The organism is Candidatus Eisenbacteria bacterium (genome assembly GCA_035577985.1).
GTDB lineage: Bacteria > Desulfobacterota > Binatia > DP-6 > DP-6 > DATJZY01.
This window is the reverse complement of record DATJZY010000126.1, coordinates 87,413-112,418: the sequence shown is the minus strand read 5'-3', so window position 1 is coordinate 112,418 and position 25,006 is coordinate 87,413. Positions and strand designations below refer to the sequence as shown.

Genomic DNA, 25,006 nt, shown 5'->3' with positions numbered 1-25,006 from the left:
CCCTAGTCGCCCCGCAGGAGGATCGCGCCCGTCGGCACCATGTTGCCGCTGGTCGCGAGGGAGAGCTTCGCGCCGGGAACCTGGTTGCACGAGATGCCGCGGATCTGGCGCGTCGCCTCGATGATGAGGTTGATACCGTGCACGTAGGCCTCCGAGAGGCTGCCGCCGCTCGTGTTGTTGGGCAGCCGGCCGCCCACCTCGAGGCCGCCGTCCTCGACGAACGCGCCCGCCTCGCCCGGCTTGCAAAAGCCGTACTCCTCGAGCGAGGCGAGCACGAGCGGCGTGAACGCGTCGTAGAGCTGGGCCACGTCGACGTCCTTCGGGCCGACGCCCGCCATCGCCCACAGGGCCGTCGCCGCGTGCGCCCCGGGCGACTCGAGGAAGGGATTCTTGAAGAAGTTGTTCATCGTGAAGTTGCGCGGGCCCATGCCCTGCGAGGCCGCCGTGATCCACGCCGGCTTCTGCTTGCAGTTCCGCGCGAGCCCCGCCTCGGCGACGATCACCGCGGCGGCGCCGTCGGTCTCGAGGCAGTTGTCGAGCAGCCGCAGCGGATCCGAGATGAGCCGCGCGTTCGCGTGATCGTCGAGCGTGATCGGCTCGCGCATCATCGCGAACGGGTTCCGGCTCGCGTGCTTGCGGGTCGAGACCGCGATCCAGCCGAGATGCCGCGTCGTGTAGCCGCGCTCGTGCAGGAAACGGCGCGCGAACATCGCCACCTGGTCGACCGGCCGCACGAAGCCGTACGGCGCGTAGAAGGCGGTCTCGTTGCCCTCGGCCTGCGAGAGATCGCGCTCGCGCGACGTCCCGGCCCAGGGCCGCCCGCCCGAGCCGCGGTTCCGCGACCGGTAGATGAGCACGCAGCGGGCCATGCCGGCGGCGATCGCGGCTGCGGCGTGGCCGATCGTCCCGCACCCTCCTCCGCCGCCGTAGCCCACCTCGCCGAAGAAGCGCAGGTTCGGGACGCCGAGGTTGCGAGCGATGACGTTCTCGGCGGTGGTCTGGATGCTCCACTTGACCATGCCGTCGATGTCCGAGGGCCGCAGCCCCGCGTCTTCGAGCGCGATCTTGGTCGCTTCGAGGGCGGTCACCTCCTCGGGTTTGCCGATGTTCTTCGAGAACGGGAGCTGCCCGATCCCGACGATGGCGGCTTTGTCCTTGAGCGACACTAGAGCCGCGCGTACTTCTTGCACTTGAGCGACGAGGTGCCGCTCGAGCTGCAGGACTCTTCGCCGTCGCCGACGCGCACCGTCGCCGACACGACGTCGCTGCCGATCGCGCCGGCGATCGCCTTGCCGCGCACCTTCGCGACGACGGTCCCGTTCGAGCGCACCTGGACGATCTGGATGCCGTCGATCGTGTGGAAGGGATCGTGGCACTTGCGGAAGAGCTTGGAGTTGAGCTTCCACGCCGCCAGCGCGGCCTTCGCGGCCTCGAGCGCCGGGCCGCTCGAGGAGACGATGTCCTGCTTGATCGCGTCGAGCTGCGCTTTGGTGGGCTTCGACGAGGCCTTGCAGACGATGTTGGTCTGAGCGCACGGGCGATTGAGGTCGGGGACCGGCCCCGGCCGCACCGGGGAGGCGATCGGGCGCTCCTTGTGCGCCGATGCCAGGCCCGCCGACAGCGCGATCGCTGCCAGCGAAGCCACGAAACGGAACCGATCCACGGCCATGGAGCCCCTCCTCCGTTGCTGTCGTCCCGACTTCTACCCCAGCCGCCCACGGGCTCGTCAACGCAAGAGTCGAGCGCCCCGGCCTCGCGCGTGCGTCGGGCGCGTCGAGCAAGGCGCATGCCGTCTGCCGATGCACGCGCGCTTGCCGCCCCCGGGGCATCCTGGCTAGTGTCGTGACGCTCGATCGTCGAGCCGGATTGTCGTGAACACGCTGCGCAGTCGATTCGCCGAGATCGTCCAGAGCCCGCGCTGCGATCTCGCGCGCGGAGCCCTCGAGATCGCGCGGATCGCATACCCGGACCTCGACCCCGAGCCGGCGCTCGCGGAGCTGGACCGTCTGGCCGACGCCGTCCGGCCGCGCCTGATGCCGACGGCGACGCCGGTCGACCGGGCGCTCGCCGTGGCGCGGTATCTGTTCGGCGAGTGCGGCTTCAAGGGCAACGCCGACGACTACTACGATGCCCGCAACAGCTTCCTGAACGACGTCCTCGCGCGCCGCCTCGGCATCCCGATCACGCTCTCGATCGTCCTGATCGAGGTCGGCCGCCGGGTCGGCGTCAAACTCGAGGGCGTTGGTTTCCCCGGGCACTTCCTCGTCCGCGTGCCCTCACGCAGCGGGCCCCCGCTCCTGCTCGATCCCTTCCACGGCGGACAGCGCGTGGGGGAGGAGGAGCTCCTGGAGCGCCTGCGCGGCCTCGCGGAGGCGAATCGCGGCCCGACGTTCGAGACGGTTCCGGAGGAGTTCCTCTCCAGCACCACGTCCCGCGCGATGCTGGGTCGTATGCTCCGCAACCTCCTGCGCATCTACCTCGAGCGCGACCAGGACGCGCAGGCGCTGCTCGCCGTCGACCTCCTCCTGGTCATGACGCCGCAGGGCGCCGACGAGATCCGCACGCGCGGCTTCCTGTACGAGCGGCTCGGCTGCGCCGCCGCGGCTGCGACCGACTTCCGTCGCTATCTCGAGATCGCGCCCGAGGCGGACGACGTGGAGCAGATCCGCACGCGCCTCTCCCGCCTGCTGGACGACGCCCCGACGCTCCACTGACCGCGCGACAGCGCGCCGCGTCGTTGAGGCCCGCCCGGTCGGAGAGTACCTTCGCTCCGGGCGTCGAGGAGGTTCAGCATGGCGGAGCGGCGCGAGGGCGAGGAGAACCGGCTCGCAGCGGAGATCGCGAACGAGCCCCAGTGGGTCGTGTTCGACGACGCGGAGGGCGAGGACGACTGGGCCGCCCGGGAGATCGCGACGGCGGTGGTCGTCGCGACCTGGTGGGCACTGGACCGACCCAAGACCTAGTCTCGGGTCGCGACCGGACGCGAGAGTGCAACCGGTCGAGAGCCCTGCCCTGAGCGCACGCTGCGGCACCCGTGTGCCGCGGTTCCCTCCTCGCGCGTGCCTGCGCTGCCGCGCCGGCTTCGCCGGCCGCGGCATGCCGGTCGCGCGTACCACCGACGCTACACCCTCGCGTCCTAGCCCCGAGCCAAGACGGAGTCTTGGCTCGGCTTCCCGAAGTCGACGCGCCCACCGTCCTGGTAGGCGCGCAGCAGCAGGCGGGCGACCGTCATGCGGTGCACCTCGTCGGGGCCGTCGTAGATGCGCGCGAACCGGGCGTTGCGATACATGCGCTCGAGCGGCGTGTCCGACGTGACACCCTTGGCGCCGTGCACCTGGATCGCCCGGTCGATCGCCTGGTGCAGCATGTGCGCGCCCACGACCTTGATGATGCCGATCTCGATGCGTGCCGGGTCGCCCTGATCGATCTTGTGCGCGGCGTCGAGCGTCAGCAGGCGACACGCCTGGATCTCGGCGGCGGTGTCGAAGATCATGTTCTGGATCGACTGCTTCTTCGCCAGCGGCTCGCCGAACGCGACCCGCGAGTTGGCCCGCTCGCACATGAGATCGAAGGCGCGCTGGGCCTGCCCGAGCCAGCGCATGCAGTGGAAGATCCGCCCCGGCCCCAGGCGCTGCTGCGCGATGAGGAAGCCCTGGCCGCGCTCCCCGAGGAGGTTCGCCTTGGGGACCCGCACGTCGTCGTAGGCGACCTCGCAGTGACCGCCGAGCATGCCGAGCACGGGCGTCTCACGCACGATCTCGTAGCCCGGCGTGCCGGTCGGAACGATGATCATGCTGTAGGCGCGGTGCGGCGGCGCATCGGGCTCGGTGCGCACCATGACCGTCGTGTACGCGGCCCGGTTGGCGCCGGTCGTGAACCACTTGCGGCCGCGGATCACCCACTGGTCGCCGTCGAGGACGGCCGAGGTCTTGAGCTGGGTCGGGTCCGAGCTGGCGACGTCGGGCTCGGTCATCGCGAAGCTCGGGAAGATCTCGCCTGCGACCAGCGGGCGCAGGTAGCGCTCCCGCCACTCGGGCGACGCGTACAGGTTCAGCATGATCGAGTCCTGGAGCGAATGCGTCCCGAGCGCGACCATCGCGTGCTCGGCGCGTCCCACGACCTCGTTCACGTAGACGTAGTCGAGGAACGGAAGCCCGCCGCCGCCGATCTCCTTCGGATGGCCGAGCGCCCACAGGCCGTCGGCCTTCGCCTGGGCCATGAGCCGCAACATGATCGCGCGGCCCTCGTCGCCACCGGCGTCGATCACTCCCTCGACGGGATAGATGCGCTCCTCGATGAAGCGGCGTACCTTCTCCCGGATCGGACGCACGTGCGACGGGACTTCGAAGCTCATGGCGGCCACGCATAGCACGATCGGGCGTATCCCCAACCTCGTCCTGGTGACCGACCGGCATGCGACCGCCGGGCGCAACCTCGTGGACGTCGTGACGCGCGCGCTGGGCGCCGGCCTCCCTGCCGTGCATCTCCGCGACAAGGACCTGCCCGGCCGCGAGATCCACGCGATCGCCGAGCGCCTGCGCGCCGCGACCCGCAGCGCGGGCGCGCTTCTCTACGTGAACGATCGCGTCGACGTCGCGGTCGCGGTCGAAGCCGACGGCGTCCACGTGGGCGGCGCGTCGCTTCCGGTCGACGTCGCGCGCGCGCTGCTCCCCGCCGGAATGCAGATCGGGCAGTCGACGCACGGCCTGGACGAGGTGCGTGTGTCGACCGCGGACTTCCTCTTCTTCGGGCCCGTTCACGATACGCCGTCGAAGCGAGCCTTCGGCGCGCCTCAGGGGATGGCCCAGTTGCGTCAGGCCGTCGCCGCCGCCCGTGCTCCCGTGATCGCGATCGGCGGTCTCGACGTGGGTCGTGCTGCGGCGGCGCGGAACGCCGGGGCACATGGCATCGCCGTCGTGCGCGCGATCCTCGCCGCCGGCGACCCCGCCGCGGCGACGCGAGACCTGCTCGCCGCGCTCCGCTGATAGGACATTGACCCACCCCTGAGAGCCGGCTAGGCGTCCGCCCATGTCGTGTATCTTCTGCCGCATCGTCGCGGGAGAGATCCCGGCGGAGATCGTCGCGCGCGACGAGCACAGCGTGGCCTTCCTCGACATCACGCCGCTCGCCGACGGTCACACGGTCGTCGTGCCGCGCTCGCACGTCGCCACGATCGAGGAGATGACGCCGGCCGACGCCGAGGGCCTCTTTCGCGCCGTGCGCCGGCTCGCCGGTCCGGTACGGAAGGCGGTGCGGGCCGACGGCAGCACGATCGGCGTCAACAACGGTGCGGCGACCGGCCAGACGATCCCGCACGTGCATGTGCACATCGTCCCGCGCTGGCCCGGGGACGGCGCCGGCAGCGTCCACACGATCTTCAAAGCGGGGGCCCGCCGGTCGGTGGCGGAGGTGGGGCAGGAGATCCGAAAGGCGATCGGGTGAGCAGCGTCGCCCGCGCCGCCTTTGCGCAGTCCGTCGTCCGCGGCCTCGGAGACATGCCGCGGTGGCTGTCCTGCCGCTACCTCTACGACGCGGAGGGCAGCCGGCTCTTCGACGACATCACACGGCAGCCCGAGTACTACCTGACGCGCGCCGAGGCGGCCCTGCTCGTGGCCCACGCGCACGAGATCCGCTCCCTCGCCGGTCCCTCGACGCTGGTCGAGCTCGGCGCCGGCACGGCCACCAAGACCCGGCACCTGCTGCGCGCCTGGCCCGCCGGCGGCGCAACCGCCCGCTACGTCCCCGTCGACATCTGCGGCGACGTGCTCGAGACCGCGGCACTCGAGCTGGAACGCGAGTTCCCGCGGCTCGCCGTCGAGCCGCTGTGCGCCACCTACGAGCAGGCGTTCGCGCGCCTGGGCGCCTTCTCGCCGACCACGCTCTGCTTTCTCGGCAGCAGCATCGGCAACCTGAATCCCCCCGAGCAGGACGAGCTCTTCACGGCCGTCGCCGGTGCGCTCGAGGCGGGCGACCACCTTCTGCTCGGCATCGACCTCGTGAAGGATGCGCGCACGCTCGAGGCCGCGTACAACGACCGGGCGGGCGTCACGGAGCGCTTCACGAGGAACCTCCTCGTACGCATGAACCGCGACCTCGGCACGACGATCGACCTCGACAGCGTCGAGCACGTCGCCTGGTACAACGCGGCCCAGACTCGCATCGAGATCTATGCGCGCTTCACGCGCGGCGCCACGATCACGCTCGCCGACCACGCGCGCACGTTCGAGATCCGACCGGGCGAGCTGGTGATGACGGAGATCAGCACGAAGTTCCACGCGCCGGACGTCGCGATGCTGGCGGCGCGGCGCGGGCTCGATCTCGTGCGGACGTTCGCGACCGAGGACGCCGCCTTCGCGCTGCTGCTCTTCCGCCGCCGTTCGCGACCGGCGCCCCCGCATCCCCGCGTCGTCGCTTCGCGCCTGCTCGCGGACGCGCGCGCACGGACGCTCGAGCTGATCGCGCCGCTGGGCGAGGCTGCCCTCACCCGCCAGTGGAGCCCCCTCATGAGCCCCATCGTGTGGGACCTGGGGCACATTGCGAACTTCGAGGAGCAGTGGGTCCGCCGCGCCCACCGGCCCGAGCGGCGGCGCGACGACGCTGCGCGCCAGCGCGACCACTGCTACGACGCCGTCGCGCATGCGCGCTCGACGCGCGGCGACCTTCCGCTCCTGGGCCGCACCGGGGCGCTCTCGTACTTGAGCGGCGTACGGGCCGAGACCCTGGCCGCGATCGACGCGGCGACCTTCGCGCCCGGCGATCCGCTACTGCACGGCGGCTTCGTGCACGCGATGCTGGCGCAGCACGAGGCGCAGCACACCGAGACGATCCTGCAGACGATCCAGATCGCGCAGATCGGGTACGAGCCGGCCCGGCGCGAGGGACCCCTCGCGGCGCGCGTCCAGGTGAGCGAGGCGTGGCAGACGTACGTCCCGGAGGGCCCGTTCATGATGGGCACCGACGACCGGACGCTCGCCTACGACAACGAGCGGCCGGCGCACGAGGTCCACCTGCCGGCCTTCCGCATCGACGTCGCACCGGTGACCAACGGCACCTACCTGCGCTTCGTCGAGGACGGCGGGTACGCGAGGCGCTCGCTGTGGACGGACGAGGGATGGGCCTGGCTCCAGCGCGCACGTGTGGCGCATCCGGCCGGCTGGGATCGATCGCCCGACGGCGGATGGACCGAGCGGGCATTCGGCCGCGTCGAGCCGCTCCTGCGCGACCAGCCGGTCGTGCACGTGTGCTGGCACGAGGCGAACGCCTACGCGCGCTGGGCGGGAAGGCGCCTCCCGACCGAAGCCGAGTGGGAGAAGGCGGCCGCGTGGGATCTCGAGAGCCTGGTCGCGCGCCGCTACCCGTGGGGCGACACGCCGCCGACGCACGAGCACGCGAACCTGGGCCAGACGTGCTTCGCCCCGGCCGCGATCGGCGCCTACCCGCGCGGCGTCAGCTACTTCGGCTGCCATCAGATGCTCGGCTGCGTGTGGGAGTGGACGTCGAGCGACTTCGCTCCCTACCCCGGATTCGAGGTGTTCCCCTACCCCGAGTACTCGGCGACCCACTTCGGGCGCGGCTACAAGGTGCTGCGCGGGGGCTCGTGGGCGACGCAGGCGCTGGTCGCGCGCAACACGTTCCGCAACTGGGATCTTCCCGAGCGACGCCAGATCTTCGCGGGCTTTCGCTGTGCCAGCGACTGCTGAGCGCCTGCACGAGGCGCTCGCGAACCTCCCGGTGGTGATCGACGGTGCGTCCTGCGTCTCGCGCGCCGTGCCCGTCCCGTCCTACGGCGGCGCTCGCCCGACCTCGATCGTGACCCTCGCCGGCGCGGGACGCGAAGGCGCGGGCGAGCACGTCGGCTGGACGGACGAGGCACATGCCGCCTTCCGCGCCGGCGTGGCGCGGGTCGGACGGCGCGCCTGCCGTCTCGGCGAGCTGTCCGAACGGCTGCGCGCCACGATCGACGCGCCGTACGATCGCGCCGCGTTCGAGATGGCGGCAATCGAGCTCGCGCTGCGCCAGCGCGCGACGACGCTGGGCGCGCTCGCCGGCGTGACACCGAGGCCCGTCCGTCACGTGGTGTCCTTCGCACGAACGGACGATCCGGTCGCCGAAGCCGAGCGCCGTCCGGCAGCCGAGCTGAAGGTCGACGCCGACCCCGCCTGGGCCGACACGGTGTGGCGCGGGCTCGGCGCGCTCGGACGGGTCGCGATCCTCGACTGGAAGGGCGCGGGCGACCACACCGCGTTCGCGCGTGCGATGGAGGCGATGCCCGGCGTCCTGCACGAGGATCCCGCCGAGCCGTGGCCGGAGGCGATGCATCCATGGCTCGCCCTCGATGGGCCGATCACGACCGCCGCCGCGCTCGCCGGCGTCGCGCCCGCGGCCGTGAATCTCAAGCCCGCACGCATGGGCGGGGTCCTCGAGATGCTGGCGGCGGCCGCCCGCTGCGCAGAGCGCGGCATCGCCGTCTACCTCGGCGGCATGTTCGAGATCGACGTCGGCCGCCGCCAGCTCCGCGACCTGGCGGCCGTCCTCTGCTCCGACGGACCGAACGACCTGGCGCCGATCTCGCTTGCCGATCCGCCGCCGGCACCGTAGGCGGGGGCATGGCATCGGACTTGGGCGCGCTCCAGGCCCTCATCGACCGCAGCGTGCGCACCGCCTCGCCGGCCGTCGCCGACTCGGTCGCCTATCCCGAGCGTCAGATGACGGCCGCCGAGCTGGTCGAGTTCTGGCGCGCCGCACGCATGATGGCGATGACGACCGTCGGTCCGAACGGCCAGCCGCACATCGCGCCCGTTCATTCCGAGATCGATGGAACGACGCTGCGCGTGGTGATCTACGAGAACACCGTCCGCCGCGCCGATCTGCGGGGCAATCCCCGCGTCGCGTTCACCACCTGGAAGGACGGCGCGGTCGCGATCGTGTACGGGCGGGCGCGCGAGGTGCCCGACAGCCTGCGCGACGCACGCGGCGGGCGGAGCGGGGCGCCGCGCAAGGTGGTGACGATCGAGGTCGCCCTCACGCGGGTGTACGCCATGCGGGCGCCCGAGCGATCGTGAGCTTCGTCGCCTTCGACGACGTCGGGGCGCGGTCGCCGAGCGGCGCCACGATCCTCGAGGGCTTCTCGCTCGAGGTACGCGAGGGCGAGTCGATGGCGCTCATCGGCCCGAGCGGCAGCGGCAAGACGACGGCGCTGAAGCTCGTGAACGCGCTCCGCCTGCCGAGCGCAGGCGCCGTGCGCGTCGCCGGGCGCACGACGACCGAATGGGATCCGATCGCGCTCCGTCGCGGGACCGGCTACGTCATCCAGGAGGTCGGGCTCTTTCCGCACATGACCGTGGCGGAGAACGTCGCCCTCGGCCCGGTCCTGGCCGGCTGGGAGGACGCCCGCATCGACGCGCGCTGCGAGGAGATGCTGGAGCTGGTCGGGCTGCCGCGCGCGGAGTACGGCCTTCGCTACCCGCACGAGCTCTCGGGCGGCCAGCGCCAGCGCGTCGGCGTCGCACGCGCGCTCGCGGCCGACCCACCTCTCGTCCTCCTCGACGAGCCCTTCGGCGCCCTCGACCCGGTGACGCGTTGGGCGCTGCAGGGCGAGTTCCACGCCCTGCAGCGGCGCCTGCGCAAGACGGCGCTCTTCGTGACGCACGATCTCCGCGAGGCCACGCGGGTGGCGGATCGCGTCGCGGTCGTCGACCGCGGGCGCGTGGTCGTCTGCCTCGGCGCGGCCGAGGTCGGCGCGAGCGATCTGCCGGTGCTCCGCGCGCTGAAGGAGGCGAGCGGCCTATGACGGCCGAGATCGCGCAGGCGACCGCGCAGCACGTCGTCCTGGTGGTCGTCTCGGTCGCGCTGGCGACGGCGCTCGCGGTCCCGCTCGGCATCCTCCTCACGCGGCGCCCGGCGTGGCAGCGCCTGGTCCTCGGCGCCGCCAACGTCGTGCAGACGATTCCGAGCCTGGCGCTCTTCGGCCTCCTCATCCCGCTTCCCTTCTTCGGCATCGGGACGCGCACGGCGCTGGTCGCTCTCACGCTGTACGCCATCCTGCCGATCCTGCGGAACACGGTGGTCGGAATCGCCGGCGTCGATCCCGCCATTCGCGAGGCGGCGGTCGGCATGGGCATGACGAGCACGCAGCTCCTGCGCCGGGTCGAGCTGCCGCTCGCGACGAGCGTCATCCTGGCGGGCGTGCGCACGGCGACCGTGATCGGCGTCGGGCTCGCCACCATCGCGGCGCCGATCGGGGCCGGCGGTCTCGGCGTCCTCGTCTTCAGCGGCCTCGCCTCGCTCGACAACCGCCGCCTGCTCGCGGGCGCCGTCCCGGCGGCCCTGCTCGCGCTCGGGGCCGACGCGCTCCTCGGCGGCGTCGAGCGGCGCCTGCGGTGGCCGCGTTGAGGTGGTGGCTCGCAGCGCTGGTCGTGACGGTCGCCGCGTGCGGCCGTCCCGACGGCATCGTCGTCGGCGCGAAGAACTTCACCGAGCAGCGCGTGCTGGGCGAGCTGGTCGCGCAAACGGCCGAGGCAGCCGGCATTCCGGTCACGCGGCGCTTCGACCTCGGCGGCACGTTCGTGTGCGACGCGGCCCTGCGCTCAGGCGAGCTCGACACGTACGTCGAATACACCGGCACGGCCCTCACGGCCGTCCTGAAGGACCCGCCCGACACCGATCCAGCCCGCGTGCGCGAGCGCGTCGCGGCAGCGTACGCGCCGGCGGGACTCGAATGGCTGCCGCCGCTCGGCTTCGACAACACGTTCGCGCTGGTCGTGCGGGGCGACGAAGCGCCGCGCACGATCTCGGAAGCGGTCCCGGTCGCCCGCGGCTGGCGCGCCGGTTTCGGCTACGAGTTCCAGACGCGCCCCGACGGCTACCCTGCACTCGAGCGCGTCTACGGCCTCGCGTTCAAGGAGATCCGCACCATGGACCTGGGGCTTCTCTATCGCGCGCTCGGCGAGCGGCAGGTGGACCTCGGGGTCGGGAGCGCGACCGACGGCCTCATCGAGTCGATGAAGCTGCGGGTGCTGGCCGACGACCGCCACGCCTTCCCCCCCTACGAGGCGGCGCCCGTCGTCCGCACCGACACCCTCCAGCGCCACCCGCAGCTCCGCGACGCCCTCTCCCGCCTCGGCGGCACGCTCGACGCCGCCACCATGCGGCGGCTCAACTACGCCGTCGACGGCGAGCACCAGGACGTGGGCGCGGTGGTGCGGGCGTGGCGGAGCCAGCACCCGGCACCGCCCGCTCCTGGCGCTGCTTGCGACGCTGGGCGCGGCCTGGCATCGAGCGGCCCGTGCAGCGCCTGTGCGTCTTCTGCGGATCGTCGGTCGGTGCGCTCCCGGCCTACGCCGGTGCGGCACGTGCGCTCGCCGGCGAGCTGCTGCGCCGGCGGATCGGCCTCGTCTATGGCGGCGGCGCGATCGGGCTCATGGGGATCCTCGCCGACGCGATGCTCGCCGGCGGCGGCGAGGTGATCGGCGTCATCCCGCGCCCGCTCGCCACCAAGGAGATCGCGCACGGCGGCTGCACGGAGCTGCGGATCGTCGAGAGCATGCACGAGCGCAAGGAGACGATGGCAGCGCTCGCGGGCGGCTTCGTCGCGCTGCCGGGCGGGCTCGGCACGTTCGAGGAGCTGATGGAGATGCTGACGTGGACGCAGCTCGGCGTGCACGCAAAGCCGGTCGGCGCGCTCGACGTCGACGGCTACTGGACCGGGCTGCGCCGCCTGCTCGCCGACGGCGTCGCGGCCGGTTTCGTCGCTCCCGAGAACGCGGCTATGCTCCTGGTCGATGACGATCCCGGACGCCTGCTCGATCGGCTGCGCGACTGGACGCCGCCGGCGCTCCCGCGCCCGTGGCTCCGTCCGAGCGAGACGTAGGCGCACGTCGTTCCTGGCGGTCGTCGTGCTGGCGACGGCGGCCCACGCGGCCGACGAGCCGACCGTGCCGCTCGCCGACGACCTCGGCTCGCTCCACTTCCCGGTCACGAGGTGCTCCGCGAAGGCGCAGGACTACGTCGATCAGGGCGTCCGCTACGTCTATGCGTTCAACCACGACGAGGCGGTGCGGTCGTTCGAGCAGGCGTCGCGCCTCGACCCCGGCTGCGCCATGGCCTACTGGGGCAAGGCGCTCGCGCTCGGCCCGAACTACAATCTGCCGATCGACTCCGAGCGTGCGCGCGCGGCGCGCTCGACGGTCGCCGAAGCGGTGGCACGAGCCGGCAAGACGTCGCCGCGCGAGCGCGCCTACATCGCGGCGCTCGCCAAGCGCTACGCAAAGCCCGAGGTCGGGACGGACCGCAAGGCGCTCGACGTCGCCTACGCGAACGCGATGCGCGACGTGGCGCGGCGCTACCCGGACGACCCCGACGCGCAGGTGATGTTCGCCGAGTCGTTGATGGTGCTGCGCCCGTGGGACCTGTGGACGCTCGACGGCAAGCCACAGCCCGGCACGCTCGAGATCGTCGAGACCCTCGAGGGCGCGCTCAAGCGCTGGCCGGGGCATCCGGGCGCGAACCACTACTACATCCATGCGGTCGAGGCCTCGGGGAACCCCGAGCGTGCGCTCCGCGCCGCCGACACGGTCGCCGCCACCATGCCCGGCGCTGGCCACATCGTGCACATGCCGTCGCACATCTACATGCGGGTCGGCCGCTATCAGGACGCGACCGAGACGAACCGGCGCGCGATCGCCGTCGACGAGAAATACATCGCGGCCGGCGCGCCCGAGGGCGTCTACCCGATGATGTACTACCCCCACAACATCCATTTCATGTGGTCGGCCGCGAGCATGGAGGGCCGGACCGCCGAGGCGACGGTGGCAGCGCAGAAGCTCGACGGACATCTCGACCCGGCGATGGTGCGCGAGATGCCGGCGATGGAGTACTTCGCGCCGACGCTGATCGTCACGTTCGTTCGCTTCGGCAAGTGGGACCAGGTGCTGGCGGTGCCGGCGCCGCCCGACGATCTCGCCTTCTGGCGCGGCATGTGGCTCCACGGGCGCGGCCTCGCGCTCGCCGCGACCGGCAAGCTCCCCGAGGCCGACGCCGCGCACGCGGAGCTGGCCACCATCGTCGACGCCATACCCGGCGACCGCATCATCGGCGACAACCAGCCCGCCAGAGAGCATCTGCGCCTCGCCGCGACGATCCTCGCCGGCGAGATCGCCGCGCGCCGCGGCCGGACCGACGAAGCCATCCGCACGCTCGAGGAAGCCGTCCGCCTGGAGGACAAGCTCCCCTACACCGAGCCGCCCGCGTGGTACGCCCCGGTACGTCACCGCCTGGGCGCGCTCCTGCTCCGCGACGGCAAGCTCGCCGAGGCCGAAGCCGTCTACCGCGAGGACCTCCGCCGCAACCCCGACAACGGCTGGGCCCTGTACGGCCTCGCCGCCACCCTTCGCAAAGAGGGCAAGACCGCCGAAGCCGCCGAGGTCGACGCGCGCTTCCAGCGCGCCTGGACCCGCGCCGACGTCAAGCTCCAAGCGTCCGTCCTGTAGGGGACGCTACCGAAGTGCAGCATCGCGAGGTCGGGGGCACCGCGGAGGCGCCTGCGAAGCGGCGCGACGAGATGCCGGGCCGTGACGCAACGTATGTCTTCCCGCGCGGCGGAGCCGAAGCCGAAGCCGTGCCCCCGACCTCGCGGCACCGACGCCGCGGCCTCGCCGCCTACCGCACTTCGATCGGGTTCGTCGCCACGGTCTCCGGCGTCTTCTCGACGCGCGGCGTACACGTCCGCAGCGTGAGCCGCCCGCGCGCCGCCGCCGGCGCGCCGACGACGCGCATGCGGACGCCGCGCTCGGCGACGTCCCAGCAGCCTTCGCGCTCGGGCAGATCGGCCTCGACCCGCACCTTGGTCTCGCCCGTGCCCCCGGCGAGCACGGCGTCCTTTGCGATGAGGACGGGCGGGGCCGTCATGGCGTGCAGCTCGACGATGATCGTCTCGCCGGTCGCATAGCGATCGAACTCGGTGCGCGCGAACACGAGCGCGTTGCCGGCCGAGAGATGCTGCTCGACCTTGGACGTCGCCGGCTCCCAGAAACGCGGCCGCCCCACGTCGAGGTGCAGGAACCCTTCGGACTGATAGTAGCCGGCGCCGCAGCAGTCGAGGGAGCGGATCTGCATCCACAGGGGCCGGAGCTGCTTTCCCGGAAACGCGACGTCCGCCGCGAGACCTTCGGTGTGCAGCGACTCGCTCGCGGCGCGGGCGCCGCGAGCGCGGATGGCCTCGTTGTAGTCGGGGCTCCGATAGCCCGAGACGATCGTCAGCGGCACCTTGCCGCGCATCACGTAGACATGGCCGAGGAGCTCCACGAGCCGCAGCGCCACGTCGCCCTCGGCGCCGTCGCGCGATCGCAGCACGCGACGGATCTGCGCGAGCGCGTCCGGGTCGTAGCTGCCGTCGGCGCGGCGGTAGCGCACGGTCGCCTTGTCGCCCGAGTGTGCGCTCGTGAGCGCGAGCGTGCCGTCGCCCTCGAGGAAGAACCGCGGCGCCGCCAGCGTGGTTGCGACGGCGAGGACCGCGAGCATCATCGGATGAACGCTTCCACCCGCCCCGTGATCGCGTCCGCGATGCGGATGCGCGAGATCGGCAGCGTGTCCGCGGGGAGCGAGTCGAGCGGGAAGAAGCCGAGCTCGAGCGATTCGGCGCCGCAGGCGAGCGCGCCGCCGCGGATGGCGCACTCGAACACGGAGCTCACGTAGTGGATCACGTTGCCGTCGGGGTACGTGATCACCTGATGGTTCACCGGATCGGAGTAGACGCCGATCAGGCGCAGCGGCTCGACGTCGAGGCCGGTCTCCTCGTGCACCTCGCGGATGATGGCGGTGCGCACGGACTCGCCCGGCTCGACCCCGCCACCGGGGAGCCCCCACCTCCCGTTGTCATCCCGCCGTTGGAGCAGGACACCGTCCGCCGTCACGATCACCGCCGCCACCCCCGGCCGGATCACCATGCATCGACTCTACGGGGCGGCGGCGCATTTCGCCAGACGCGGCCGGCCGGGCGGGCGCCGCGGACTGCGACGCCTCGCTCGATCGGAGCGCGGTCAGCCCCCGGCGGGTCACCACCAGGCGGCGAGGCTCGCACGCGACCAGGCCTTCGCCGCGCAGCTCCTCGATCGCCCGCGTCACGTTGGCCCGGCTGCCGACGGCCATGCTCGCCACGTCGGCGTGCGTGAGGCGCAGGTTGACGAGCACCCCGTCGCGGTGCGCGATGCCGAAGTCGCGCGCGAGCGCGATCAGCGTGAGCAGCACCCGATCGCGAAGCGAGAGGCCGAGGAGGTGGCACTTCTCGCGCAGCAAGCTCGAGAAGGCGCGCCAGCCGTAGGACATGAGCTGCAGCGCCTGCGAGGGCGGCAGCGATGCCATGACCTCGGTCAGGACGTTCTGGCTCCACGACGCGACGGTCGTCCCCAGCTCGTCGTGCGCGATGATCTCGAACTCCCGCCGCACCGGCCGGTCATCGAAGAGCCACCCGGTGGCGATGACCTGTCCGGGCGCGCCGAAGCAGACGGCGACCTGTGCGTTGCGCGGGCCGGGGCACACGATCTTCACCGCGCCGATCACCAGGAACGACACGAGGTCGTGGCCGTCCTCGCGCGCGACGATCCGGTCGCCGGCGTCCCAGCGGTCGAGGCTGGCCGTGCGGCCCAGCGTCTCGACCGCGGTGTTCGTGAGCCCGAGCCGGCGGGCGTGCTGATACAGTAGCTGGCGTAGGCGCTCGCGCGCCTCACCGTTCGTACGCGTTCGCATGTCGCCTCCTTGCGGGGCGGTTCCCCTCTACCCCGAAGGCGTGACCCGGGGCGGCACGACGTGTCACCGCCCCGCCCGGGCGGGCTACAGGTCGAACGTCAGGGGGGCCACCGGGTCGGTCACGTATCGCGGATAGCGGCCGGTCCGTACGTGGATCTCGAGGTGCCGGCCCAGGGGCTCGTGGACGGCCTTGATGTCGGCGATGGCGCGATCGATCGCCTTGGTCACTGCGGTGCGGGCCCGCTCCGAAGCGGACACCGCCGTCCGGCCCTGGTCCTGGACGTACTGCTCCAGGCGCTCCCGCTCTGTGTGCAGAGCATCGATGCACGCCATGATCTCGCCCCGCTCGCAGGCGGCGATCTCGTCGTTGACGCGATCCAGACGACCCAGCGCTTCCGCCACCGCCCTGCCATCGACCACGTAGCCGCCGTCGGACTCGATCAGGACGCCCTCGCCGCCGCTCGCCAGCTCGATCGCCGGAATGGATCGGTCGGCGTTCTCGAACAGCCGCCGCAGGTACTCCATCCCCACGCGGTGGTGCACGGTCGTCATGATCCTCAGGTAGCCGACGTCCCACACGTCGCCGCGACGCCGGAAGAGACAGTGACCGTCGGCCACCGGCGGACCTGCCACCGCGCCCAGGGTCGCCACCGCATCGAGAACCGGTTGCAGCCGGAGCTCCTTCGCGGTCGCGCACGCCGCAGCGACGAGCGCGTCGGCGCGCTCGCGGTCGGCGGCTGAGCCGGAGGCGCGCAGGAGCCGCGCGTACGCGAGCTGCGTGCGCGCCTGCCAGTGCCGCGTGCCGGTTCGCGCTTCCATCAACAGGGCATCGTCGTAGTGACGTCGGGCAGCCGCACCGTCGCCGAGCAGGGCCGCGAGCCCCGCCATGTAGTGCGAGACCGGCGCCCCGACCCACGTGAGCAGGAGCATGACGTTGTACCGTGCGAAGGGAGCGAGCTGGGCGTACAGCCCTCTGGCCGCGTCGACGTCCCCCAGAGCCGCACACGCTTCGGCCAGGCTCGACATGTTCATGAGCCACATGGCATTGCGCGGCACGCCCGCGAAGTCGTCGGCCGCGAACTGCCGGAGCTTCGCCTGCGCGAACTCGCGCTGGCCGGCTTCGGCGTAGGTGATGACGAGCGAGCACTCGATCGCGGAGGCGAGGATCGGGAACTCGTCGAGGACGCCCGTGAGCCAGCGGGCCACCTCGTCGAACCGTCCGCGGTGCCACGCGATGTGATAGCGCTGCGCGCCGACGAACAGCGGAACCGTTGGATTGGTCGTCGGATCCCCCGCGCCGAGGGTCTCGTCCGCGACGCGATCGGCCTCGTCGAGCCGGCCGGCGCCGATGAGGAAGGTGGCGCGCGCCGCGGCCGTGATCCACGCGTAGTAGGGAAGGTTCAGGCGGCTCGCGAGGCGGCCGACGACGGCGAGCTGTCGGCGCGCCACGTCCATCTCGCCGTGCTCGAGCGCGCTCCAGAAGCGGAGCAGCTCGCCGTCGAGGGCCAGCGTGGGATCGTCCGTCTGCCCGGCGAGCGAGACGATCTCCTCGGCCAGCTGGCGGCGGCGCTCGACGTCGTCCGGCGTCCAGACGGACCACTGGGTCGTCCGCAGCACCGTCGCGAGCACGGCGGGCTCGTCCAGGGCGCGCGCCAGCGTGATGGCCTTCGGCGCCAGCGCACGATCGGCCGTCCGGCGCGGCGAATAGGTGAGCTCCTCGGCGAGCCGCGCCGTCAGCATGGAACGAAGGGCGGTAGCGGTGGGTGGCAGCCCGGTGAGCGCGTGCTCGAGCTCCGCGACCACCTCGTCGTCGCAGACGATCACCCCGAGACCGGGCAGGCGTCCGGCGAACGTGAGCGCCGCCGCGGCGACGGCCGACGCGTCGCCGCTCTCCTTGGCGAGGCGCAGCAGGCGCCTCCCGACCGCGCGCGCGTCCGCCAGCTCCCCCGCCCGCCAGCGCGCATCGGCGAGCTTCGCGAGCAGGCGCTCGACGAGGCCCGGCGGGATCGAGCGGGCCCGCTCGGCGGCGCGCAGCGCCTGCTCGTAGTGGCGCGCCGCTTCCTCGTGCGCCATGAGGGCGCCGGCGCGCTCGCCCGCGAGGGCCGCGTACTCGATCGCGGTCAGCACGTCGTCGGACCCGGTCGCGGCTTCGAAGTAGTGGTGCGCGATCGCTGCGAGCGGTGGCTCGGCGCCGGGCGAGGATGCCACCTCGAGCGCCCGCGCGATGCGCGCGTGCAGCCGGGCGCGCGCGTCGGCCGGCAGGTCGTCGTAGAGCACGTCGCGGATGAGGACGTGCGAGAAGCGGTACGCGCCCGGCTCGTCGTCGACGCCGACGACGAGCCCCGCCTCGGCCGCCTCGTCGATTGCCGGGGACGCCTCGCCGCTCCTTGCGATCCGCTCGAGAAGCGCCAGGTCGAACTCGCGACCGATCACGGCGGCCGTCCCCAGCACGCGGCGACACGGGGGTGACACGCGGCCCAGCCGATCGTCGATGGCGTGGCGCCGTGTCTCGGGAATGGCGAGACGAATGCGCTGGCCCGCGGGATCGACCGCCAGGCGACCATCGCCGGCGAGCGCCCGCACGACGTCGGCGACGAAGAGGGGATGTCCCTCGGTCTTCTCGTGGACTGCCCGCACCAGTCCCTCGGTCGGCACGACGGCGGTCGCCTCGACGATGTAGGCTCGCACCTCCGCTTCGCTGAAGCCGGCGAGCGGCACGACGGTGGTGAACGGCTCGCGGCCGAGCTCGACCAGCCCCTTGCGCATCGGGGTGTCGCGATGGGTTCCGACGACGAGCATGGCGGCGTCGCGAATCCCGCCCGCGAGGAAGCGCAGGAGCTGGAGCGATTCCACGTCGGCGTGGTGCAGGTCGTCGAGCACGAGCAGGAGCGGATGGTCCTGGGCCGCAGCCCGCAGACACTGCGTCACGCCGTCCAGGAGCTGGAAGGGAACGTGCTCCGGGCCCGTCGCCGGAGCCGCTTCGTCGGCCGGCCGCCGGGCGAGCACCCGCGCCACGGGTCCTAGCGCATCACGGAGACGATCGGGACCCACCACCCGTTCGTAGCCTCGCAGCACCTGGGTCCAGGGCCAGTAGGCGGGCGCCCCGCCCGTCTCGGGGCAGCGCCCCCAGAGCACCACCGCTCCGGCGTCGCGCGCGAGCCGCTCGGCCTCGAGCGCCAGCGTCGTCTTGCCGATGCCGTCGTCTCCGGTGACGAGTACCACCCGGCCCTCGCCGCGGGACGCGCGCATCAGCTCGTCGGCGAGGAGCCGGCGCTCGGCCGCGCGTCCGACGCTGACGGCCCGCACGACGCGGCGCTCGGCGCTCCGGCGCGCGTCGCGGATCGCGTCGCACATCCGGGCGACCAGCCGCGGCAGATAGCCGTCGTGCTTCTCGACGAAGTCGAAGGCATCCGCCTTGATGGCCTCGACCGCGACGTCGATCGATCCCGCGCTCGAGATCATCACGACCGGGATCGTGATGCGGCGCTCGCGGATGCGGCGCAGCGTCTGCAGGCCGTCGGCGAGCGGCAGGCGATGGTCGAGGACGACGCCCGCGACCGGGTGCGCGGCGAGGTACTCGAGACCCTGCTCGCCGGTCGGGACTCGGTGGACGACGAATCCGGCCGCCGAGAAGGCACGATCGATGTGGCGGGCGGCGTCGGCCTCGTCCTCGACGAGCAGCAGGCGCTCGCCCTCCATGCGGCCCTCGTCCTCCGGGGACGAGACCGCGGCGACACCTGGCGCACGCGGCAGGCGGGCGGCGTGGGTCGTCTCGCGCATGGTCTCGCTCGACGATCGAGAGGTACTCGTCGTGCCCCGCGCCGTCAATCAGAACATTGCATACAGCATCCGCGACGACAGGGCGGACGCCGCGTCGCGCGCCTGCAATTTTGCAGGCGAGATCGTCCGCGCGGGCGATCAGTAGCCGTCGAGGTGCGCGACCCGATCGCGATGGAACGTCGCGTCGCCGAACTGGATGTCGGATCCGCGCGCCCGCTTGAAGTACAGGCCCACGTCGTGCTCGTCGGTCATGCCGATGCCGCCGTGCATCTGCACGCCCTCGGCGGCGATGAGGTTGTACGCGTCGGCCGCCCGCGCCTTCGCCACCGAGGCGAGGCGCGCGACCTGGGCGTCGCCGCCGGCCGCGTCGGCGGCCTGCGCCGCCGCCATGACGACCGAACGCGCGAGCTCGGTCTCGATGAACATGCGCGCGGCGCGATGCTTCAGGGCCTGGAACGAGCCGATCGGGACGCCGAACTGCTTGCGCGTCTTCAGGTAGTCGAGGGTCATCTCGAAGGTCGCGCTCATCCCGCCCAGCATGTCGGCGGCGAGGCCGATCGTGGCGCGGTCGAGGACGCGGCCGAGGAGCGCCGCCCCCTGCCCTTCGCCGCCGAGCACGGCGTCGGCCCCGACCGCGACGCCCTCCAGCCGCACGCCGGCGGCGGGCCGGGAGTCGACGCGCCACTGTCGCTCGACGCGCAGCCCGGGAGCACCCTTCGGAACGAGGAAGAGCGTGACCCCGCTCGCGTCCGTCGCCTCGCCCGCGCTGCGGGCGGAGATCACGAGCCAGTCCGCGACCTGGCCGTCGAGCACCTGGATCTTCTCGCCCGTCAGCTTCCAGCCACCGCCGGCGCGCTCGGCCCGCGTCGCGACGCGCGCGACGTCGTAGCGGCTTCCCGCCTCCTGGTAGCCGACCGCGAACAGACGCTCACCGCCGACGAGCGGAGGGAGGTGCGCCTGCTTCTGCGCCTCGGAGCCGCCGAGCAGGAGCGCCGTCGCGCCGAGCAGCACCGTGCCGACGAGCGGCTCGGGCATGAGGCCGCGCCCGACCTCCTCCATGACGACGGCGAGCTCGGCCCAGCCGAGGCCGGCGCCGCCATACTGCTCCGGGACGACGATGCCGAGCCATCCGAGCTCGGCCATCGCGGTCCACAGCTCGCGCGAGAAGCCGACCGGATCCTCGCGCAGCTCGCGCACGCGCCGCAGCGGCGAGCGGCTCGTGACGAACTCGCGCGCGGTGCGCGCAAGGATCTCCTGCTCTTCGGTTCGCACCAGGGCCATGCGCGTCAGTCCGGAAGGCCAAGCACCTGCTTGGCGATGATGTTCAGCTGGATCTCCGAGGTGCCGCCCTCGATCGTGTTGCCGCGCGAGCGCAGCCAGTCGCGCGTCATCGTGAGCTCGTCCTCGCTGAAGCCGGGTCCCTCCCAGCCGAGGCCCTGCGGGCCCGCGAGCGCGATCATGAGCTCGCGTCGCCGCTGGTTCAGCTCGGTGCCGTAGAGCTTGAAGATGGACGTCTCGGGTCCCGGCGGCTGCCCGGCCTTCAGCCGGTCGCGCGAGCGTGAGAGCGTGAGGTCGAGTGCGAGCTGGTCGAGCTCGACCTGCGTGATCTGGTCGCGCAGGACGGGATCGCGGAGCTGGCCCTCCTGCGGCCCGACGTACTTGCGGGCGAGCCGCAGCACGCGCGAGCGGTCGTCGCGCTCCTTGAACACGTCGGCGATCATGTTGCGCTCGAAGCGCAGGAGCATCTTCGCGATGTTCCAGCCCTGGTCGATCTCGCCGACGACGTTGCGGACGGGCACCCGTACGTCGGTGAGGAACGTCTCGCAGAACGGCGATGCACCGCTGATGAGCTTGATCGGCCGCGCGACGACCCCGGGCGTCTCCATGTCCATCAGGAGGAAGCTGATGCCCGCGTGCTTCTTCTCGGTGTTCGTGCGTACGAGCAGGAACATCCAGTCGGCCTTCTCGCCGTACGACGTCCACACCTTCTGCCCGTTCACGACGAAGTGGTCGCCGTCGCGCACGGCGCGCGTCTGGAGGCCGGCCAGGTCCGAGCCGGCGCCGGGCTCGGAGTAGCCCTGGCACCAGCGGATCTCGCCGCGCACGATCTTCGGGATGTGCTCGCGCTTCTGCTCCTCGTTGCCGGCCTGGAGCAGGAGCGGTCCGATCATGGTGAGGCCGAAGCCCATGAGCGCGGGGCGGATGCGGAGCTTCGCCATCTCCTCGGCGAGGATCTTGGCTTCGTCCTTCGAGAGGCCGCCGCCGCCGTATTCGCGCGGCCAGGTCGGGGCCGTCCAGCCGCGCTCGGCCATGACGGCGAGCCAGCGCCGCACGTCGTCGGGATACTTGCCCTTGCGACCGCCCCAGCAGAGGTCCTCGGCGGCGCGCGGCGGCGTGCGCATCGACGCCGGGGCGTTTGCCTCGAGCCAACGGCGGGTGTCCTCGCGAAACGTATCGAGCTCCCCCATGCCGGCGACGCTAGTAGGTCGGCGGCGCCCGTGCAAGGACGGCGGCGCTCAGTGCGGGACGATCTGCAGGCCGAGGAAGATCTGCACCCCGCAGGCGAGCAGCGCCGCCGCGCCGACCCACGGATGCAGCGCGCGCGCCCGTGGATCGGTGTCGATGCGGCGCGAGAGCAACGCACCCAGCGTGAACAGGACGACCAGCACGCCGCCGACCGTGAAATGCCCGCTCGTCGCGAGGTCCTCCTCGTCGCGCCAGAGCCAGCAGCTGACGACGCCCCCGCCGAAGTTCGCGAGGACGAGCGCGTACACCCACGGCATGAGCGCGCGATGCCGCGCGCGCAGCGGCTCGCCGCGCGGGCCGAGGCGCCGTCCCCGCAGCGCGAGGCTCGCCCCCTGCGTGGCGAGCGCGGTCGCGACGAGGCCCAGGACGGGATGCACCCAGACGAGGATCGTCTTCACGAGCGGATCAACCGGCGACCCAGCTCCCGCACGACGGCCTCGAGCTCCGCGGCCGGCACCATCGGGAACGCGATCAGGCGATCGATGCCGGCGCGCTCCGCCTCGGCCACGAGCTCGGTGGTGAGCGGCTCGAAGGTCGTGAGCGAGATCTCGAACGGCTCGTGCGCCCGTCCGACCTCGCGACGAAGGCGCCGGAGCTCCGCGACGATGGCGGCGGTCTTCGCCACCGTGAGCGCGAAGCCGTACCAGCCGTCGCCGAAGCGTGCGGCGCGCGCCAGAGCCGGCGCCGCCGTTCCGCCGACGACGATCGGCGGGTGCGGCTTCTGGATCGGCTTCGGCTCGAACCGAATGCCGTCGAAGCGGGCGAACCGTCCCTGGAAGCGTGGGACCTTGTCCGTCCACAGCGCACGGATCGCCGGGAGGTACTCGTCGGTGATCGCGCCGCGGCGATCGAACCGTACGCCGAGGGCCCGGAACTCGGGCTCGGCGTAGCCGGCTGCGAAGCCCGCGATGACGCGTCCGCCCGAGAGCACGTCGAGCGACGCGAGCGTCTTCGCAACCAGGATCGGGTTGTGGTGCGGGAGGACGAGGATGCCGGTGCCGAGCCGCATGCGCGTCGTCATCGCCGCCACTCGCGTGAGGGCGACGACCGAGTCGAGAAAGGGCGTCTCGGCCGGAGTCGGGACCGGATTGCCCTCGACGGGCAGCGCTACGTGCTCGCCCGTCCACGCCGACTCGAAGCCCACCTCCTCCGCGGCCACGACCACTCGGCGCTGCACCTCCGGATCGGCGCACGCTCCGAAGTTGACCCCGAACAGACCGAACCGCATGCGGCGGACGCTGGCAGCCCGTCGTGGGCCGGTCAAGCATCACAGGCGGCGCGCGCCGGAGCGCCGAGAAGGGGTGGGCCGGGCCGCGCCGTCATGGCGCGGCCCGGTCTGCGGTCGGGCTAGTCGATCGGGTCGATGAAGGCGCCGCTCGGCGAGCCGCACGCGCTCGGGGCCGGCGCGTTCGTCGCCTGGAACTTCTTGCCCGCGGTGAACTTCACGGTGCCGCCGAAGCGCGAGCAGTACTGGCGACCGCCGAGCTCGAGGACGATGCCCACGGGTGCGGGGTTGTTCGTGAGCGAGTGGCCGAGCGCCGATCCCGCGCCGGCGACGCTGATCATCTTGCCGGGCTTGACGATCACCGACTTCACGCCGCTCCCTTTGAACTTGTAGCCCTTCTCCTGCCCCTTGCCCTGGTACTTCCAGCCGCTCGCCGGCAGGGCGTAGGTGTTGTCGAAGCCGCCCGGACCCGACACGACGCGCAGGGAGCCGCCGTTCTGGGTCGGGTCGTCGGGGCTGTTGTTGCCGTCCCCGAGGTCGATGGCGCCCTTCACCAGGAGCGCGAGCGCCCGCTTCTGCGGCTTGCCGGCCTTGTCCTTCAGGAGGAGCTTCTTGCCAGCCAGGAGCTGCGGCAGCGTCGTCGTGGTGGTCGTGGTCGTCGTCGGCGCGAGGGTGGTCGTCGTGGTCGTGGTCGGCACCGGGCCGGCCGCGACGACGAAGGGCGACAGGCTCGTCACCCGGCCGCAGACCTTGCCGTTGCCGGCCGTGGTCGTGACGTCCATGAAGTCGCCGCCGGTGGCAAGCTGGTGCAGGAGTCGGAGCTGCACGACCTGGATCGACGTCCCGTCGACGATGCCGTCGTTGTTGGCATCGGTGTAGGCGACGCACAGATCGACGGGGCCCGAGAAGCCGGCGGTGGTCGCGACGTCGATGAAGATCGACTCGTCGGGTATGAGCCCGACGCCGGCCGGAAGGTTCCCGGGCACGACGGTCGCGCCGAGGAAGGTGGTGATGCCGGGGTTGTTCACGAGCGAGAACACGGCCTCGGCCAGGAAGGAACGCAGATCGAGCGTCGCCGAGTCGACGAAGGTGTCGAGCCCACTCGTCACCATGACGTTGGAGCCGGCGGCGGTCGCCTGATCGGCGAAAGCGTTGATCGCGAAGTTGCCACTGGCGGCGAGCAGCCCGATCGTGCCGTCGAACGTGTAGGTATAGCCCGCCGGCAGGCTTGCCTGGGTGACGGTCGTTCCCCTGCCGACGAACGTGGCGGTACCCGTGAGGCACGAGTTCGTGCACGCGGCCTGGCCGTTGCCCATGAAGGTGAACCCGGTCTCCGTCGCGGTGATGTCGAAGGTGGCGCGCAGGGCCTGCACGTTGACCGTCGCGTTGCCGCTGTATGGGACCGTTCCGACCGAGGTGCCGAGGTTCACGGCGTTGCCCCCGACCATCTGCGGATTGTTGGCGAAGCTGAGCGTGCCGTCGAAGGTGATGGCGGGCGGGAAGCCGTTCGTGTCGATGTCGAAGGTCCCGGTTCCCGCAACCGCGCCCCACGCGGCGGTGCCGCCGATGACCATGGCCAGCCCGAGCCCGAGCAGTCTCCCTGCGATGCGAGTCATTGAACTTCCTCCCTTGTTGGCCACCGATACCATTCCCCACCCCCCGCGTAACACGAGCCTCCCTCGCATGAATAGGGGGGCGGTAAGCGAAACGCCCTCACACGAACTGGGGATGGCG

24 protein-coding genes and 1 pseudogene are annotated in these 25,006 nt (G+C 72.1%); 13 read left to right on the top strand and 12 right to left on the bottom strand.

Annotation, left to right across the window (positions count from 1 at the left end; all coding sequences use genetic code 11):
* Nucleotides 1–2: 2 nt before the first annotated feature.
* Together VMS22_18075 and VMS22_18070 are read right to left on the bottom strand one after the other, a co-directional pair.
* Nucleotides 3–1,166, bottom strand: coding sequence for a lipid-transfer protein (locus tag VMS22_18075; GenBank protein ID HXJ35943.1), 1,164 nt, complete (start codon nucleotides 1,164–1,166; stop codon nucleotides 3–5).
* Nucleotides 1,166–1,669, bottom strand: a complete 504-nt coding sequence (locus VMS22_18070; protein HXJ35942.1) for a hypothetical protein — start codon at nucleotides 1,667–1,669, stop codon at nucleotides 1,166–1,168. Before VMS22_18070 ends, VMS22_18075 begins: the two co-directional genes overlap by 1 nt.
* Nucleotides 1,670–1,871: 202 nt before the next feature.
* On the opposite strand from VMS22_18070, the gene VMS22_18065 reads away from it, so the two are divergent.
* Complete coding sequence (locus VMS22_18065) at nucleotides 1,872–2,714, top strand: transglutaminase-like domain-containing protein (GenBank protein HXJ35941.1); 843 nt, start codon at nucleotides 1,872–1,874, stop codon at nucleotides 2,712–2,714.
* 78 nt (nucleotides 2,715–2,792) lie between these two features.
* Nucleotides 2,793–2,963: a hypothetical protein gene (locus tag VMS22_18060; GenBank protein HXJ35940.1), complete on the top strand. Its 171-nt coding sequence runs from the start codon at nucleotides 2,793–2,795 to the stop codon at nucleotides 2,961–2,963.
* Nucleotides 2,964–3,136: 173 nt separating this feature from the next.
* Here the strand turns inward: VMS22_18060 and VMS22_18055 are convergent, their stop codons facing one another.
* Nucleotides 3,137–4,354 (bottom strand): acyl-CoA dehydrogenase family protein, encoded by a 1,218-nt coding sequence (locus VMS22_18055; GenBank protein HXJ35939.1) that lies wholly within the window; start codon nucleotides 4,352–4,354, stop codon nucleotides 3,137–3,139.
* Between VMS22_18055 and thiE the strand changes: the two genes are divergently transcribed.
* From thiE to VMS22_18005, 10 genes and pseudogenes are all read left to right on the top strand, one after another.
* Entirely contained in the window at nucleotides 4,353–4,985 is a 633-nt protein-coding gene (gene thiE, locus VMS22_18050; protein ID HXJ35938.1) for a thiamine phosphate synthase, read from the top strand. The genes VMS22_18055 and thiE overlap by 2 nt on opposite strands.
* A gap of 43 nt (nucleotides 4,986–5,028) precedes the next feature.
* Complete coding sequence (locus VMS22_18045) at nucleotides 5,029–5,442, top strand: HIT family protein (GenBank protein ID HXJ35937.1); 414 nt, start codon at nucleotides 5,029–5,031, stop codon at nucleotides 5,440–5,442.
* Nucleotides 5,439–7,700, top strand: coding sequence for an ergothioneine biosynthesis protein EgtB (egtB, locus tag VMS22_18040; protein HXJ35936.1), 2,262 nt, complete (start codon nucleotides 5,439–5,441; stop codon nucleotides 7,698–7,700). Before VMS22_18045 ends, egtB begins: the two co-directional genes overlap by 4 nt.
* Nucleotides 7,684–8,598: a hypothetical protein gene (locus tag VMS22_18035; GenBank protein ID HXJ35935.1), complete on the top strand. Its 915-nt coding sequence runs from the start codon at nucleotides 7,684–7,686 to the stop codon at nucleotides 8,596–8,598. The genes egtB and VMS22_18035 overlap by 17 nt, the downstream gene beginning before the upstream one ends.
* A gap of 8 nt (nucleotides 8,599–8,606) precedes the next feature.
* Nucleotides 8,607–9,062, top strand: coding sequence for a pyridoxamine 5'-phosphate oxidase family protein (locus tag VMS22_18030; protein HXJ35934.1), 456 nt, complete (start codon nucleotides 8,607–8,609; stop codon nucleotides 9,060–9,062).
* The gene (locus tag VMS22_18025; GenBank protein ID HXJ35933.1) at nucleotides 9,059–9,790 is read left to right on the top strand and encodes an ATP-binding cassette domain-containing protein; all 732 of its coding nucleotides are present in this window, start codon (nucleotides 9,059–9,061) and stop codon (nucleotides 9,788–9,790) included. Before VMS22_18030 ends, VMS22_18025 begins: the two co-directional genes overlap by 4 nt.
* Nucleotides 9,787–10,392, top strand: coding sequence for an ABC transporter permease (locus VMS22_18020; GenBank protein ID HXJ35932.1), 606 nt, complete (start codon nucleotides 9,787–9,789; stop codon nucleotides 10,390–10,392). Before VMS22_18025 ends, VMS22_18020 begins: the two co-directional genes overlap by 4 nt.
* Nucleotides 10,380–11,156, top strand: a pseudogene (locus VMS22_18015) (glycine betaine ABC transporter substrate-binding protein). Before VMS22_18020 ends, VMS22_18015 begins: the two are co-directional and overlap by 13 nt.
* 50 nt (nucleotides 11,157–11,206) lie before the next feature.
* Nucleotides 11,207–11,869, top strand: coding sequence for a TIGR00730 family Rossman fold protein (locus tag VMS22_18010; GenBank protein ID HXJ35931.1), 663 nt, complete (start codon nucleotides 11,207–11,209; stop codon nucleotides 11,867–11,869).
* Nucleotides 11,870–11,894: 25 nt separating this feature from the next.
* A complete protein-coding gene (locus tag VMS22_18005) occupies nucleotides 11,895–13,487 on the top strand; it encodes a tetratricopeptide repeat protein (protein HXJ35930.1) in 1,593 nt (530 codons plus the stop codon).
* Between the two features lie 169 nt (nucleotides 13,488–13,656).
* Here the strand turns inward: VMS22_18005 and VMS22_18000 are convergent, their stop codons facing one another.
* The 4 genes from VMS22_18000 to VMS22_17985 all read right to left on the bottom strand — a co-directional run bounded on the left by VMS22_18000 (nucleotide 13,657) and on the right by VMS22_17985 (nucleotide 19,521).
* Entirely contained in the window at nucleotides 13,657–14,520 is an 864-nt protein-coding gene (locus tag VMS22_18000; GenBank protein HXJ35929.1) for a DUF882 domain-containing protein, read from the bottom strand.
* Complete coding sequence (locus VMS22_17995) at nucleotides 14,517–14,942, bottom strand: NUDIX domain-containing protein (GenBank protein ID HXJ35928.1); 426 nt, start codon at nucleotides 14,940–14,942, stop codon at nucleotides 14,517–14,519. The genes VMS22_18000 and VMS22_17995 overlap by 4 nt, the downstream gene beginning before the upstream one ends.
* Nucleotides 14,872–15,741, bottom strand: a complete 870-nt coding sequence (locus tag VMS22_17990) for a Crp/Fnr family transcriptional regulator (protein HXJ35927.1) — start codon at nucleotides 15,739–15,741, stop codon at nucleotides 14,872–14,874. Before VMS22_17990 ends, VMS22_17995 begins: the two co-directional genes overlap by 71 nt.
* Nucleotides 15,742–15,825: 84 nt before the next feature.
* A complete protein-coding gene (locus tag VMS22_17985) occupies nucleotides 15,826–19,521 on the bottom strand; it encodes an AAA family ATPase (protein ID HXJ35926.1) in 3,696 nt (1,231 codons plus the stop codon).
* On the opposite strand from VMS22_17985, the gene VMS22_17980 reads away from it, so the two are divergent.
* A complete protein-coding gene (locus VMS22_17980; GenBank protein ID HXJ35925.1) occupies nucleotides 19,520–19,666 on the top strand; it encodes a hypothetical protein in 147 nt (48 codons plus the stop codon). The genes VMS22_17985 and VMS22_17980 overlap by 2 nt on opposite strands.
* Here VMS22_17980 and VMS22_17975 read toward each other — a convergent pair.
* From VMS22_17975 to VMS22_17955, 5 genes are all read right to left on the bottom strand, one after another.
* Nucleotides 19,660–20,802 carry an acyl-CoA dehydrogenase gene (locus tag VMS22_17975; GenBank protein HXJ35924.1) on the bottom strand — a complete coding sequence of 381 codons (1,143 nt, stop codon included), beginning with the start codon at nucleotides 20,800–20,802 and terminating at the stop codon, nucleotides 19,660–19,662. The genes VMS22_17980 and VMS22_17975 overlap by 7 nt on opposite strands.
* 5 nt (nucleotides 20,803–20,807) lie before the next feature.
* Nucleotides 20,808–21,989: an acyl-CoA dehydrogenase family protein gene (locus VMS22_17970; protein HXJ35923.1), complete on the bottom strand. Its 1,182-nt coding sequence runs from the start codon at nucleotides 21,987–21,989 to the stop codon at nucleotides 20,808–20,810.
* A 48-nt stretch (nucleotides 21,990–22,037) separates the two neighbouring features.
* A complete protein-coding gene (locus VMS22_17965) occupies nucleotides 22,038–22,445 on the bottom strand; it encodes a DUF4079 family protein (GenBank protein ID HXJ35922.1) in 408 nt (135 codons plus the stop codon).
* The gene (locus VMS22_17960) at nucleotides 22,442–23,275 is read right to left on the bottom strand and encodes a TIGR03619 family F420-dependent LLM class oxidoreductase (GenBank protein HXJ35921.1); all 834 of its coding nucleotides are present in this window, start codon (nucleotides 23,273–23,275) and stop codon (nucleotides 22,442–22,444) included. The genes VMS22_17965 and VMS22_17960 overlap by 4 nt, the downstream gene beginning before the upstream one ends.
* 119 nt (nucleotides 23,276–23,394) lie before the next feature.
* Nucleotides 23,395–24,888 carry a hypothetical protein gene (locus VMS22_17955; GenBank protein ID HXJ35920.1) on the bottom strand — a complete coding sequence of 498 codons (1,494 nt, stop codon included), beginning with the start codon at nucleotides 24,886–24,888 and terminating at the stop codon, nucleotides 23,395–23,397.
* Nucleotides 24,889–25,006 lie beyond the last annotated feature (118 nt).

What these genes read in the sequence shown, in the direction of transcription:
- VMS22_18030 (HXJ35934.1), top strand. Translation starts at nt 8,607, where the DNA reads ATGGCATCGGACTTGGGCGCGCTCCAGGCCCTCATCGACCGCAGCGTG.
- VMS22_17985 (HXJ35926.1), bottom strand. Translation starts at nt 19,521, where the DNA reads ATGCGCGAGACGACCCACGCCGCCCGCCTGCCGCGTGCGCCAGGTGTC.
- VMS22_17990 (HXJ35927.1), bottom strand. Translation starts at nt 15,741, where the DNA reads ATGCGAACGCGTACGAACGGTGAGGCGCGCGAGCGCCTACGCCAGCTA.
- VMS22_17960 (HXJ35921.1), bottom strand. Translation starts at nt 23,275, where the DNA reads ATGCGGTTCGGTCTGTTCGGGGTCAACTTCGGAGCGTGCGCCGATCCG.
- VMS22_18060 (HXJ35940.1), top strand. Translation starts at nt 2,793, where the DNA reads ATGGCGGAGCGGCGCGAGGGCGAGGAGAACCGGCTCGCAGCGGAGATC.
- VMS22_18000 (HXJ35929.1), bottom strand. Translation starts at nt 14,520, where the DNA reads ATGATGCTCGCGGTCCTCGCCGTCGCAACCACGCTGGCGGCGCCGCGG.
- VMS22_17970 (HXJ35923.1), bottom strand. Translation starts at nt 21,989, where the DNA reads ATGGGGGAGCTCGATACGTTTCGCGAGGACACCCGCCGTTGGCTCGAG.
- VMS22_17975 (HXJ35924.1), bottom strand. Translation starts at nt 20,802, where the DNA reads ATGGCCCTGGTGCGAACCGAAGAGCAGGAGATCCTTGCGCGCACCGCG.
- VMS22_18020 (HXJ35932.1), top strand. Translation starts at nt 9,787, where the DNA reads ATGACGGCCGAGATCGCGCAGGCGACCGCGCAGCACGTCGTCCTGGTG.
- VMS22_17955 (HXJ35920.1), bottom strand. Translation starts at nt 24,888, where the DNA reads ATGACTCGCATCGCAGGGAGACTGCTCGGGCTCGGGCTGGCCATGGTC.
- VMS22_17980 (HXJ35925.1), top strand. Translation starts at nt 19,520, where the DNA reads ATGGTCTCGCTCGACGATCGAGAGGTACTCGTCGTGCCCCGCGCCGTC.
- VMS22_18055 (HXJ35939.1), bottom strand. Translation starts at nt 4,354, where the DNA reads ATGAGCTTCGAAGTCCCGTCGCACGTGCGTCCGATCCGGGAGAAGGTA.
- VMS22_18070 (HXJ35942.1), bottom strand. Translation starts at nt 1,669, where the DNA reads ATGGCCGTGGATCGGTTCCGTTTCGTGGCTTCGCTGGCAGCGATCGCG.
- VMS22_18045 (HXJ35937.1), top strand. Translation starts at nt 5,029, where the DNA reads ATGTCGTGTATCTTCTGCCGCATCGTCGCGGGAGAGATCCCGGCGGAG.
- thiE (HXJ35938.1), top strand. Translation starts at nt 4,353, where the DNA reads ATGGCGGCCACGCATAGCACGATCGGGCGTATCCCCAACCTCGTCCTG.
- VMS22_17995 (HXJ35928.1), bottom strand. Translation starts at nt 14,942, where the DNA reads ATGGTGATCCGGCCGGGGGTGGCGGCGGTGATCGTGACGGCGGACGGT.